Origin of the sequence: Psychromonas sp. KJ10-10 (genome assembly GCF_047323245.1) — a bacterium.
Classification (GTDB): domain Bacteria; phylum Pseudomonadota; class Gammaproteobacteria; order Enterobacterales; family Psychromonadaceae; genus Psychromonas.
Window position 1 is genome coordinate 3,727,014 of the sequence record NZ_CP178826.1, and the last position, 13,856, is coordinate 3,740,869.

General features: G+C 37.3%; 10 protein-coding genes and 3 pseudogenes. 3 read left to right on the forward strand and 10 right to left on the reverse strand.

Annotated elements, in window-relative coordinates; translation table 11 throughout:
* Positions 1-232 precede the first annotated feature (232 nt).
* Positions 233-709: an RNA-binding protein gene (locus ACLKMH_RS21435; protein WP_413699881.1), complete on the forward strand. Its 477-nt coding sequence runs from the start codon at positions 233-235 to the stop codon at positions 707-709.
* Positions 710-802: 93 nt separating this feature from the next.
* On the opposite strand, the pseudogene ACLKMH_RS21440 reads toward ACLKMH_RS21435, so the two are convergent.
* A pseudogene (locus tag ACLKMH_RS21440) lies at positions 803-2,909 on the reverse strand (S9 family peptidase).
* A 170-nt stretch (positions 2,910-3,079) separates the two neighbouring features.
* On the opposite strand from ACLKMH_RS21440, the pseudogene ACLKMH_RS21445 reads away from it, so the two are divergent.
* Positions 3,080-3,578 (forward strand): annotated as a pseudogene (locus ACLKMH_RS21445) (fasciclin domain-containing protein).
* A gap of 120 nt (positions 3,579-3,698) precedes the next feature.
* On the opposite strand, the gene ACLKMH_RS21450 reads toward ACLKMH_RS21445, so the two are convergent.
* Positions 3,699-3,956, reverse strand: coding sequence for a YkgJ family cysteine cluster protein (locus tag ACLKMH_RS21450; protein ID WP_413699882.1), 258 nt, complete (start codon positions 3,954-3,956; stop codon positions 3,699-3,701).
* Between the two features lie 125 nt (positions 3,957-4,081).
* Positions 4,082-4,513, reverse strand: coding sequence for a YbaY family lipoprotein (locus ACLKMH_RS21455; protein WP_413699883.1), 432 nt, complete (start codon positions 4,511-4,513; stop codon positions 4,082-4,084).
* Between the two features lie 106 nt (positions 4,514-4,619).
* Between ACLKMH_RS21455 and greB the strand changes: the two are divergent.
* Positions 4,620-5,111: pseudogene (gene greB, locus ACLKMH_RS21460) on the forward strand (transcription elongation factor GreB).
* A 23-nt stretch (positions 5,112-5,134) separates the two neighbouring features.
* Here greB and ACLKMH_RS21465 read toward each other — a convergent pair.
* The 7 genes from ACLKMH_RS21465 to ACLKMH_RS21495 all read right to left on the reverse strand — a co-directional run bounded on the left by ACLKMH_RS21465 (position 5,135) and on the right by ACLKMH_RS21495 (position 13,721).
* Positions 5,135-6,544 carry an alpha-1,6-glucosidase domain-containing protein gene (locus tag ACLKMH_RS21465; RefSeq protein ID WP_413699884.1) on the reverse strand — a complete coding sequence of 470 codons (1,410 nt, stop codon included), beginning with the start codon at positions 6,542-6,544 and terminating at the stop codon, positions 5,135-5,137.
* A gap of 89 nt (positions 6,545-6,633) precedes the next feature.
* A complete protein-coding gene (locus ACLKMH_RS21470; protein WP_413699885.1) occupies positions 6,634-8,661 on the reverse strand; it encodes a pullulanase-associated domain-containing protein in 2,028 nt (675 codons plus the stop codon).
* Positions 8,662-9,435: 774 nt separating this feature from the next.
* On the reverse strand, positions 9,436-10,893 hold the full coding sequence (locus tag ACLKMH_RS21475) for an alpha-amylase family glycosyl hydrolase (RefSeq protein ID WP_413699886.1): 1,458 nt from the start codon (positions 10,891-10,893) through the stop codon (positions 9,436-9,438).
* A complete protein-coding gene (locus ACLKMH_RS21480; RefSeq protein WP_413699887.1) occupies positions 10,848-11,492 on the reverse strand; it encodes an alpha-amylase family glycosyl hydrolase in 645 nt (214 codons plus the stop codon). The genes ACLKMH_RS21475 and ACLKMH_RS21480 overlap by 46 nt, the downstream gene beginning before the upstream one ends.
* A gap of 19 nt (positions 11,493-11,511) precedes the next feature.
* On the reverse strand, positions 11,512-12,369 hold the full coding sequence (locus ACLKMH_RS21485; protein WP_413699888.1) for a MalM family protein: 858 nt from the start codon (positions 12,367-12,369) through the stop codon (positions 11,512-11,514).
* A gap of 73 nt (positions 12,370-12,442) precedes the next feature.
* A complete protein-coding gene (locus ACLKMH_RS21490; protein ID WP_413699889.1) occupies positions 12,443-12,748 on the reverse strand; it encodes a carbohydrate porin in 306 nt (101 codons plus the stop codon).
* Positions 12,711-13,721, reverse strand: coding sequence for a carbohydrate porin (locus tag ACLKMH_RS21495; RefSeq protein ID WP_413699890.1), 1,011 nt, complete (start codon positions 13,719-13,721; stop codon positions 12,711-12,713). The genes ACLKMH_RS21490 and ACLKMH_RS21495 overlap by 38 nt, the downstream gene beginning before the upstream one ends.
* Between the last annotated feature and the right edge of the window lie 135 nt (positions 13,722-13,856).

Genomic DNA, 13,856 nt, shown 5'->3' on the forward strand with positions numbered 1-13,856 from the left:
AATAGGACAGTTGTTACTCTACTTAATTCTCATTTTGTTAAAGAAATTAACGTAATTTGCGAAATTAGCTTACAATACATTAGCTTTTTTAAGGATGATTAATTACGTAGGCACATGAGCCAGCACAGAAACACTGGTTAATGATGTTAACTACAGGGGCATCCTAAAAAGGTTTAATGAGTAACGCTTTATTTACCCTATTTACCCTATTTACCTTTGAGGTTATTTTATTATGAAGTCAAACACTTCAATTTTGCTTGTTATCGCCATTGCGATTGTAGGTTTTATCGTTATAAATGTTGTACCCTTCTCAATTCCGTCACCTGTTGCATTTGCACTTGGCGCTATCATCGCCGGCTTTGCAGTTCAGTCAACTTCTAAAGGAAAAACGTCTCCTGCAGAAGAAGGTAGTAATGAACCTGAAGGTGAGTTTGTAACAACAACGCTTTACGTGGGAAATTTACCTTACCGTGCAAACGAAATGGCAATTCGTACACTTTTCGCTGAACAAGGAAAAGTACTTTCTGTTCGTTTAATGAAAGACAAACACACAGGTAAACGTCGTGGATTCGGATTTGTTGAAATGCCAGAGAAAGATGCACAAAAAGCAATTAATGCATTAAATGAGAAAGAGTTTCAAGATCGCTCTCTGAAAGTACGTGAAGCAAATGAACGCACTCCACGCACAGAGCAACCTGCTCAGAATTAATTTTTAATCCTATTTCAGGTTAAAAGATAAACGCTCAAATGAGCGTTTTTTTGTGTCTGGAATAACGCGCATTAGCCTCGAAGCGATTAGTCATTAGTCTTTTTGGGCTAAATCTAACAAGAACGCAAACTCCCTAGCTGTATCTTCGAAGTGTTGGAAGCGACCTGATTTTCCTCCATGTCCCGATTCCATATCAGTATATAAAAGTAGTTGATTATTATCTGTTTTCATTTCTCTTAACTTCGCAACCCATTTAGCTGGCTCCCAATACTGCACCTGAGAATCGTGTAACCCAGTTGTCACTAACATATTTGGATAGTTTTGCGCCTTCACTTGATCATAAGGACTGTAGGAAAGCATATAATTATGGAAAACTTTATCATTTGGATTCCCCCATTCATCATACTCACCAGTGGTTAAAGGAATGCTTTCATCAAGCATAGTAGAAACAATATCAACAAAAGGAACGGTCGCCACAACCCCCTTATATAATTCAGGGGCTTGATTAATTACCACGCCCATAAGCATTCCACCAGCACTGCCTCCCATAGCAAAAACACGTTCTTTATCGCCATAGTTTTGCTCAACTAAACTTTTAGAAACATCAATAAAATCGTTAAAAGTATTTTTTTTATTGAGTAGTTTTCCTGATTCATACCAATCTCGTCCAAGTTCTTCGCCACCACGAATATGCGCAACCGCATAAACAAAGCCACGCTCCAATAAACTTAGATTCGCACTGCTAAAACCTATATCCATACTGTAACCATAGGAGCCGTAAGCATAAATCAATAACGGATTATTATGATTAAAAAACGCTTTATGGTATACCAGTGAAACAGGTACTTTCACCCCATCTCGAGCAGTTACCCAAACGCGCTCACTCTGATAGTTTTCACTATTAAAAGGCTTTTGCTTGCCATCGACATCGTTAAACAAGCCCATCACTTGAGTCTGTTTTAACAGCTCTGTTTTACCAGTATTTAAATCCAATTCATACACAGTGGAAGGTGTCGTGAAAGAGGTGTATTGGTAACGAAACTTCTCTGTGTTTCGGGTCAGGATTATAATGACTAAAAACGGTATAAACAGGATCTTGAAAGGTTAAGATTTTAGACTCACCAGAGGCAATATTGATTTGTCGTAGCTTGCGGTAAGCCATCAAAACGTTCTTCTACGATAATCCAATTATTAAGTAACTCATAACCCTCTAATAAAGTATCTGGGCGTGATTCGATCAAAGTTTGCCAATCATCATAATGTGAATGTACGGCTTTAGAGGAGGTTTTTAGTGCAAAGTTTTTACCACTGCTATTAGTGCGGATATAAAAGGTATCTTGCAGATGATCAATACTGTATTCGTGATCTTTTTGACGAGGTAAAAAGAAACAAACTGCCCATCTGGTGTATTCGCATCCAATAATAAACACTCAGAGGTTTGAGTACTATCAATACAAATCACAATATATTGCTCTGAGCGTGTTTTATAAAGGTTGACATAAAAAGTATCATCTAGCTCTTCATAAACCAACACATCATTCGCTAAATCATCACCTAAAAAATGTCGATAAACCCGGTAAGGTAATAAGGTTTCAGGGTGTTTTTTGACATAAAATATGGTCTTATTATCATTTGCCCAAACTACTGCGGAGACATCTTCAATAACATCCTCTAAGTCTTGCCCTGTTGCAAGATTTTTGAAACGTAATGTATATTGGCGACGGCTCAGAGTATCCTCAGAATAAGCTAATAACATAGAGTTAGGTGATAGTGTCAAATCACCTAGCTCATAATAAGCATGCCCTTGTGCACGTTGATTGCAATCTAAAAAAACGCTTTCCGTTGTTTGTTGCTGACCATCTACTGTGCCTTGATAGCGACTATAAACACTAAAGTCTTTACCTTCATCAAAGCGTGAGATATACCAAAACCCTTTTTTAAAATAAGGGACGGATTCAAGTGCAGGCTCTTGACGGGCAACCATTTCATCATAAAGTGTTGCTTGTAATTCGCTTAATGGCGACATTTGAGCCTGAGTGTACTCATTTTCTTGATTTAAATAATCCAACACCTCTGGGTTTTCACGTTTATCATCACGTAACCAAAAATAATCATCTTTGCGTTGGCATTGATGAATTTCATGGATATAAGGTTTTTTAGTTGCCATTGGGGCAGTATTTTTAGTCTGATTGATAGTCATGATAGAGGCTCTTAGAAAAAAGTATTTCATCATAACATGATAGTTTTCAATTTAATCTACACAGTCTGGTCAGATTTAATTATTTCTAGGTCAGTGATCCTAATGTATTTATCCCGCGTATCTATTTTTGAACACACAAACTGACGAATCATAATTAAAAGGGAAATATCATGTTAAAAAAATTACTTACTACTATTTCAATTGTCGTTGCTAGCTTTGCATTCATTCCTGCTTCATACGCAAATCATCACGGCGAGAAAAAAGACATTGTTGATGTTGCCGCTGAAAATGGTTCATTTAATACTTTAGTGGCGACCGTTAAAGCGACCGGATTAGTTGAAACACTCAAGGGGGAAGGTCCATTTACCGTTTTCGCTCCAACTGATGACGCTTTTGCGACCTTACCAGAAGGCACCGTTGATATGTTATTGAAACCAGAAAACAAAGATAAATTAGTGGCAGTTTTAACCTATCATGTCGTGGCAGGCAAAGTAATGGCAGACTGATGTTGTTAAAATGACTAATGCGACCACAGTACAAGGACAAGATGTAATGGTTAAGGTTGTAGGTGATAAAGTCATGATCAATGATGCGCATGTTGTAATGGCTGACGTTAAAGCAAGTAACGGGGTGATACACGTTATTGATAAAGTATTGTTACCAAAATAATAGCTAAAATGATGGCTTAGAAAATGTAGAAAATGTAAAAAAGGAAACATGATCTTTGATTATGTTTCCTTTTTTAATTCTAATTATTACCCTGAAGCCATAGTTAACGTTCAAAGAACACTAATTTGGGGAAGTCTCTATTTCTAATATTGAAATTAATTGTAATGCCTCCTGCCGATTAGTACCACAAACATCAATACCAGCCTTAAACTCATCACACAAGCTCGGTCTTGCAGGATCAGTAAATATTTTACATAAATAATCTTCGCTCAAGTGTAAACATTTTACTCCTGCGGGTTTTCCATTTGGCATTCCCGGTAAAGGGGTATTGATCGAAGGTGCAATACAACAGGCACCACAACTATTTCTACATTGCATAAAATGCTATCTAATTAAGTATAATAGTTAGTAAGTATACTTTATTGCTAAAATATAGAAATGCTCTAGGAGTTTATAATTATGCCCCCACTTTTAAAACAATATAAAGTACAAACAAATCAATACTAATCATGTTCATGACGAAGTAATTCTACACTTAGCGTAATAGGAGACACGACTCCAAACTCGAAGGGGTTAACCACAGATCTAGAATTAAAATAAACTTCACCATCGACCTTAATCAAGGCTTGCAAATCATAATGATGGTCTATTTTTATCACATGATGAGGTATAGCCAGCTGAATAAGAAATGGGGGACTATTTTTTATCGTTCTAGAGGCATGACTAACCATAAAAGGCGCATCAACTTTAGTGGTATCGTGCAAGCTTACTTCAAGCATTGCTCCTTCTGGTAAAACCATTGAGTCATAATATACCACTTCAGTCTGCAACAAACTTATTGCTTCATCCTTCATCATTGCTTGATCATCACAGCCATTTAAAAAAATAGCAGACATCATGGTCAAAAATAAATAGAAAGTACGTTTATGTTGCATGTAAACCTCAAAAAAATCACACTAACAATTTAGAGACAAAGTTTTTAAAATAGTTCAAAATCTTATTCAATTGATATTTAATGCCAGAATTTAAAGGTTTAACCACTTGCGTACTAATTTAATCACACCAACAGGTTTTAAAAAGCTCAAACAAGAACTTAATTATTTATGGCAAGAATACCGCCCAGAAATAACTGAAAAAGTGGCCTGGGTCGCTAGCCTTGGTGATAGAATCTGAAAATGCTGATTACAAAGAGAACAAACGATTATTACGTCAAATTGATTCGCGTATTCGCTTTTTAAATAAACGTTTAGAACAACTCACGGTTGTCGAACCAAGCAAACAGCAACAGGGTAAAGTCTTTTTTGGGGCTTGGGTTGATATTGAAAATGAACAGGGCGAACAAAAGCGCTTTAAAATCGTTGGTCCCGATGAAATTTATCAGCGTGGTGAAGTGATACAACGCAAAGATTATATTTCTATCGATAGTCCTATGGCACGAGCGCTATTAAAAAAGAAGTTGATGATGAAGCTGTTGTTAACACACCAAGTGGTTTAATCACTTGGTATGTTAATAACATTAATTATGAAATATAAACATATTATGGTGATTGATATTATCAGTTAACGTCAGTAGCCATTACTTTTAAGGTTGCCATCGTGATGTCGTTAGCATCAAGCTTAAAAGTAACCACTGAATCCGATGCTAATGTCAGTGAAATATTATCACTCCCGTCTAATGCTAAAGTTTCACCGAGCACCAATATTTCTGTCGTACCGTAATTAATGGTACTCCAGGTAGGATCGGCCACTTTAAACTGATAAGTGCCAGCATCTAAGTTGATTGTTGTGTTATAGACGCCATCTCCAACGAAGGTCATCGCATTTGTATCTCCCCAGCCATTCATATCACCACGTACGTGCGGAATTACATCAGCAAAGGGAGGAATAGAAGAAAGCTCTTTTGTACTATGATCAACCGCTAAGCCAGTCCCTTGTATAGCAGTTTGATTTTTCACAAATACAGCAGAGGTTAAGGCTGGAACAGTAAACTCATTTCCACTAAAAGAGGCCGTTCCATCAACTAATGTTGGATGTAATGTAAACCCCGTCGCCCCATTTATAGGAAATACTATTTGCTCATTAGTGGCATTGATTATCGTGACAATGGCATCAATAGCAGGGTCTAAATCTTCGCCAGCAGAAATACCATCATCAATCGTCATGACAATTAAACCAGCAATAGAATCAACGCCTGTATTACGAAAATCAACTCTTTCTTTTACCTCTGCTTCAGTTTCAAGGCTGAACAAAGGCGAACTGGTACGAATGTTTAAAAGCTCTTTAAAACGCGTATTTGTCCATTCAATATCTGCAGAGCTAGGCTGTGCATTGACGTCACTAATAATGGTTTTAATTAATGGCCAATTAGCGCCATCTTTATCTTCCCTTGGCAAACCAACATTCCAATTATTATCACTCATATCGTAATTGACGATATTAAACCAATCACCAGAGTCGTAACTATCACGTTGCATTGATTTCGAACGTAATAATTCAGAGCCCATATGCAGGAAAGGAATGCCTTGTCCGAGCATATTCGTGCTTAATGCCAATATTTGCATTTGAGCACGTTGCTCTGGTGTTACTTGAGAGGCAACCTTGTACATATTATTGTCCCAAAGAGTCTGATTATCGTGCTTAGACACATAGGAAATATTTTCTTGTGGATCTAGCGTGTAACCCGCTTTTTGACCATTATAGTCAATATCTTGGCCTCGTTTAGTCTCACCTGCTTGATCTAATAAAACAAAGTTAGCTAAGTTACCCGCCATGCCTAAACGGATTAGATCTGTATCGACTCTTAGCTTATTGATAGATTCTGTTTCATTAGTTTGCTGTGCATTCCAAACACCCGCATTTGCAAAACCTTGGTTAATACGTAATGTATCTCCTCCATCAAAAGGACCACCTCCACGAACAGCATCACGCATTCGGTCTGAAAAAGTACCTATTTCAGTGCCTGCCATATTAGCTTGTGTTGCCTGTACAAATAATGCGTCATCTTGTACTTCACCAAAGTTCCAACCTTCTCCGTAGAAATAGGTATCTTCATCAACTAATTTAACGGCATGACTAATGAATCGAGCATAAGTTGTTTAGGCTGATGGCCCATTAAATCAAAACGGAAACCATCAACTTTATAATCTTTTGCCCATGTCACCAAAGAGTCAGTCATTAATTTACCCATCATGACATTTTCTGTAGCAGTATTTGAACAACAGGTTGATGTTTCAATATAACCAGAGGCATTTAAGCGCTGGTAATACCCAGGGACAATTTTATCCAACACAGATTTATCATCTATACCAGCCGAATTAGTATGGTTATATACAACATCCATAATAACGCGATAACCCATTTCATGTAGTTTCATTATAAGCGTGCGAAACTCTTCAATACGGATAGTGCCTTTAGCATTTGTTGCGTAACTGCCCTCAGGTGTGGTGTAGTGGAAAGGATCATACCCCCAGTTGAAACTATCCAACATGCGTAAATCGTTCATTAAAGCTTGCGCATCAGCAGACTGTGGGCCATAACCTTCGAGTACTTCGCGTATTGTTGATTGACCAACACCTGTATCACATATGTTAGCACTTGCATTTAATTTACAAAGTTTTGCCACTGTATCATTCAATTCCACTCTTAATGCAGGATCTTCATTAACCGTTGCAATATCAAATACATTCATTAAGTGAATAACATTTAAACCATTTGCGACAAGTGATGTTAATTGCTTAACACTTTCACGCTCAGTTTCTGTAATGGCCATATATTTACCATCTAACTCATCTGTTCCACCATCACCGGGTGCAGAACTTAAATCACGAAGATGTGTTTCATAAATCACCTGCGCTTCAGGATTATTCACAGTAGGAATAATATGTGTATCCCAATCAACAGGCTTTGCCTCAATTGATAAATCTACTACTTGAGAATACAAACTATTGCTAGATAAGCTCAAAGAGTAAGGGTCGGTGACTTGTAACGTTTCAACGCTATCAAGGGCCGAATGATAAACCGTCACTTCGTAGCGATAATATTTGCCAAGTGCATCAGCAACCATTTGCTCCGTTTCCCAAGTACCATTTGCTTTACGTCGCATTGGCAATACAGCACCTGGTATCATGTTCAAATTATCATCATAAAGATAAAGCGAAACATTTTTTGCCGTCGGCGCCCATAATTTAAAAGAGGCACCATTGCCAGAGACAATTGCACCTAATGCTTCATTTTGCGCACCTTCTGAGATGGCATATACAGCATCTAATCCAGGAGCAAGTTGAACGCCTGTCGCATCAAATACTTGCCCTTGCGCATTTTTAGCCACCAATACTAACTGGCCATTAACTAAAGTATCTATCGAAATGCCTTCAGGCAATGAAAAAGTAAAACCTGCATAATCACTATAACGCTTAGCGACATCAGTGAGAGCATCTTCAATAAGAGGGATGGCAATTGTTTCAGAAGTAATGACTCCAGTATTATCATTTATTTCAAAACCGCCATTTTCTAGGTAATGCATTTCGTAAGAGTCTGCGCTCCCTACCTGCCAAGCGATACTTGTAGCATCAATTAAGACACCTTTTGTTCCTTCATATACAGACAAGGCACTTGGTGTCATAGAAAGATCTGCTTTACCCTGAACAAGGTAAACATTTTTACCTAATGATTGCATATCCCATTGGCGATCTCCTCCTGGCTCTTTTTCACCGCCTTTATGCATAATATAAGTCACACAGGTCGCACCAGGCTTTAATGGAATATCATAAACGCCACCATTCTCACCCTCACTGATTGCCAATAAAGGATTATCCCAATCCGTGACCGCACTATCAGTCGCGCCATCACAATTTGGGTCATCATTCCAAATATGTAACCCCCAACCATCATAGTTAGCATCTTTGCGCAGGTAATTAAGCGTAGCTATATTGCTTACTTCTGGGTTTGATTCAATGGGACTTGGCTCAAGAACCTCATCAGAGTCTGAAGTAGTTTTTAATTCACTAGTATCACAAGCGAACAGTATTGTGGCGACAAATAGAGGTACACTAAAACGGGCTATTTTTTTGAATTTAAATTCCATTTTGATTCCTGTTTTTAATAATAAAGATAAATTTGCTCGACATTGAATTAATGATTGAAAGTAAGGCATTAATCTAAACGAGCGAGATTCATACAAAAAACGCAGTAAAACGAAGCACGATATTAGGTAGTCAAGCACAGAGTATGAAATGCTTTTTTGATGCATTATTCATAGAAAAAACAAATTACTCTGTATAAGTAGAGATCTAAAACAACTACTTACGAGATGAAATCTGTCAATAAAAAGCTATTTTGAGTTGATCGAATAAACAGGTTTACCTCTAAAACCTTGAATAAATGCCTATTAATCAAGCACCAAAAAAGGCAATTGTTATTTACAAATTATTAATGAATAGGAAAGGGATAAGTTCGCGTTGAAGATCACTTTTTCTTAGATAAAACAAAGAGTAGTAGTCGAATATACTATGTTTTTTACTGTTCACAGATAATAATACCAATTCCGTTAATTTAATGATCAAATATTACGCAGGAAAAAGGAGCTAGTTTAAGGCGGAAGTTGCTTAGGTGTAAATGCAAGCATTTACACCTTTAATGGTTATTCCCTTTACAAGACTTCCAACGCGAAAATAGCTTTTTTTAACCAGTAAAATTGATCACTTATTTAGTGGAATTGGTATAAGCACAATCAATATGAAGTAGATTTATAAAGGAAGTATGGAAAGTTTGATAATAGGATATCCCTGCCACAGGATATCCTAGTTTAAATGGATATTTTAGTTTCTTTTATTAATAGAAAATTAACAATAGCAGTGTGTTAAGGACAACGAGAGACCATCACTTTTTCAGGTAAACCAGCACCGGAGAACTTTAAACTCCAAACATATTTACCCGCTTCAGGTAACATAGCGACCGTATCCTTTCCGTAACCTCCGCTAATTAGTGTATTTTCAGTGCCCGGTTTCACCACCAAACCATCAGCAGTAAACTGCGGTGACCAAGATTTACTTGCATATTGCATTCGATAACTACCTGCATCTTCATCAACTACTACTTGATAAGTATTATCTCCTTTATATTCAAAAGCACGTTTATCTATATGCTTCCAATTGGCATCCGGAAAATCACCAACCACATAGATGGTCTTATCGATAGGTCCTTTTTGTTCGACAGTTGGGTTATCACACTGTGCCATAAAACCAGATCCAGCGATGGCCATAGTATTATTCTTTTGTTTTACAGCCACTAAAGAAGGTGATTCAATTTTCAAGAATTTAGCTTCAAAAGCATTTAATGGAATTAAATATTGCCCTGCATTTATTGAAAAGGATTCACCTGTTATTAAATCAACTAAATCCCCCTCTGAACCTGCACTTGATGCATTTATGACGATTTCACCATACTCAGATTGGGTGCTAACCATATACAATAAAACATCATTACCAGACTGTTTATGATCCACATACACGTCTTTATTTGCCATTATATTTACGCGCTTCCCTTGAGATAAAGCAGGATACTGCGCACGTAAGGTCATTAATTGAGACACATATTTTTTTAGATCAATTTGCGAGGCGCTAAGATCATTTAAATCAATGCTAACACCTTCTATTTTTGCACTTGAACGAGCGACATGGTCATCACATAGTCCATTAACTGCACAGCTTGAACTAGGTGCTTTTTCAGAGAAATTCTCTACCTGATCGCCAATTTCATCGCCATAATACAAAGTAATAGGTCCGCTATAAGCGGCTTGGAAAGAAAGTCTCGCTTTATGGCGTTGCCAGTATTCAGCCTCTTCCACATCAGTAATATTGCCACGTTGCAGTAAATCACCAAAGCGCACTAAATCATGATTACCAAGCATTAAATTCGGCTGTGCATGGTCAGGGTAAAGGCTATGTAATGACATGCCTTCATCTAGCCATTCACCACCTTTATTGCCATGTCCATTTTCGTTAACAGCAAAGGTTTCAACAATTCGACTGCGGACAGGAAAATCGAAAGCAGAGCATAACGCCGGATTCTCTGCTGAGCCATAACCCGTTTTATTAATATAGTTTTCGTTATTCCAAATTTCCGCGACCATGTAGCCAAGCGGATTAACTTCTTCACCATTTTCATTAATGTAGGTAACCGATTTAGAAGCGACATCTACACTTTTTCGTAATTCTGTCCATGCATCAGTTGGCACTTGATAAGCTTGATCTAAACGCCAACCGTCAATTTTTAACTCTGTAATCCAATAAGTTGCCACTTCTTTATAAAATGCCATACTTTCTGGATAGCTAACCGGGTTACTTTCCCCTGTGGTAAATTACCTTGAGGAGAAGCCACAATATTATCTTTATGATGGCCAAATACCCCATCAAAAAAAACATATAAGCCACGTTTATGTGCTTCATCCACTAACTCCTTTGCTTTTTCCATCGTTCCGAAACGTGGATCAATTGCAAAATAGTTACTGGCATAATAGCCTGTCGCATCGAGTCTATCTGCCCAATGATCTTGTCCTGCAATAGGCACTGAATCAAATATGGGGGTAAGCCAAATAGCATTTACACCTAAAGATTGAATATATTCCAGTGAATCAATAATGCCTTGCAAATCACCTTGATGATGGCTGGTTCCATATCCGGTGCCATAGCCAATATTTTCATCACCGTTCACAAAACTTTCAACCATCACCTGATACATTCGCAAATCATCAACTTTGGAAGTAATAGATGCATTACATGCATAAGGAATCATTGATTCTTTCGAGTCAGAAGTATCTGCGACATCAATGCTCATGCAAGCTGATAAAAATAATGTAGCAATAGGGGCAAGGTATTTTTTATGTAACAATTTATATTTGAGATTACATTTATTCACAATTTTCTCCTGCGATGGTTTATTTGTTAGTGGTTTCTAATGCTTTAATAAAAATGCTTTGAGCATCCTTTACGCCTACTTTTTTTGCCTCTTCTAATAAACTTAATGCTTTATCAAACTCTTTATTTTTGATTGCATCAGTCATTGACTGTTTATAAAAAAGTTCAGTTTCTGGCAGGACAGGTGTATCTATTGTTTGAGGGGATGTTGGTAATAATATTGCTTTGCTACCAAGTGCAGTCTTCAATTGCTGTGCTTTTAATGAAAGCGTTTTTATATTTAATTTCAACGAACCAAAACGCCCATAGATATATGATGGATCAGTCACCATTGGCATCACTTCACTAAATTCTTCAGCTCTTACCCTAGCCGGATGTTTCACTTTAATTGTTTTCCCTAAATATGATTCAGGTGTATAAATAATAAAATAAGGCGTTTTAGAGGCATCAAGTTCAATGTTTAATTGAAATTGACTAGCGGTAAAAGCGCTAGAGGTGGCAATGCTAAATTCATCTAGGTTGATACTTCTGACCACTTCAAAATCATGATTAAGAGTAACTAGCTTGGGCGCAAGCACAGAGTGATTGCTCATAAAACTAGAAAGGCCTAAGGATACTTTCATAGAGCGAGGTGAAAATTTAAATGCACTAAAATAACTATCACCATCGCTAAATCGTCCAATAGGTGAATCAGTCGCTAATTTAAATTCAATGTCTTCTTCACTCTCAAGCTGTATCCAGGGAAATTGAGAAAAATGGTCACAACATACCTCAGAGGTATCTATCGAAGAAATTGATTTTGATGGCAATTCCACAGAAGAGCATGCACTTAATAAAATAGCAGTTAATAAAGCTGTTAAACTATTCTTTATGTTCACATTGATACTCCTTTAAAACACATTAAGGCGACCTTAAAGACTGCCTTTTTTATTAGCGAAAAATAATTATTATTTAGAACCAAATTTCAGCATGTACACCAACAATCGTCTCTGATGTTGCATCTTCAATACCGATTTGACTTGCACTCGCTTTATCATCCGCAGAAATATAGCTGATATAAGGTTTGATTTGTGGACGGCCAAAGTAATCAGCATTAACCGTGAAAGCAACTGCTATTTCAGCGTTAAAGATGTCACTTTCAAGAGCATCACCAGAGCGTCCCCAGTAACCTTCGTCACCTTCTTCATGCCCATATGAAGCAGTAGCTTCAAGGCGAAGATTATCGTTTACTTTGTAAGATGGGCGTACTGCGAGCAATATAACGAACTAAGCCAGAAGCAGTAAATAATTCATCTAAAGCGACAAAATAAGTGAACTCTGAACCCATTTGCCAATTTTCAGAGATATTTAATACACCGTAAGAAGTTAGGAAAATAGACTCTGCATTATCATTACCACCAGCCCAGCCACCGAAGTTAACACCTCGATTTTGTGCCGTGCCTTTACCGTAAGCAATTGCTGTTTGCGTCCAACCATCTAGGCCATAATAACTAGAATTTAAAGTCATAGAAGCACCAAAACCATTGTCATCTTCAACATTTGCTTGCTTCATATATTTAAAGTCAAAGTCTAAACTACCAATACCTGCATCCACACCATAATAATAAAAATCATAAGATGTCAGGGTTGTACGCTCAACACCTGGAGAGGTTGAACCAGCATCAGGATCGGCTGTTACAATGGCAAAACCTGCTGTATTACCTGCTAATTTTGTTTGAATACCGGCACCAACACCCGATGATTGTTTCCAAAACTCACCCGATAAAATGCCTGCAGAACGATTTAAAAAGCGTTGACCAGCCCAAATAGACGTATCTTCACCTAGGAAAGAAAAGCCACCAATTTCTACAAAACCTTCTTTTATTTCAAACTGAGAGTCTGTATTTTGCTTTTGGCCACCTGAAGATGAATAAGCATAAGAATTACCATTACCAAACTCTGATCTGACAACAAAATTAGACCACACACCATTTTGATGCTCAGTATGTTTTTTGATTGTGAATTCAATTTGGTTAGTACTTTTGCCGTGTGGTTCCGCTGTTTTGTAATCAGGCTTACCAAATTCAGTATCCACTGATTCACCATCAAGCATACGTAAATTCATTGAGCCATAGCCATGCACTTCCCAGCCATCTTTTAATACATCTGTTGCTTTTTCAGCTAATACTGAGCCAGAAAATAAAGCAGTAGAAACCGCCACAGCTAATAAATTATATTTATTCATTTTCATTTTTAATTCCTTTCCATGTTTTTTCTTATAAATGCATTTAAAAAAACGTCTAAAATGCAACTTCTTTAGCTAATTAATCGTTATCACGAGTTTGAGTTAAGGGCGGTACCCAAACCCGTGATAAACCATTTTAAA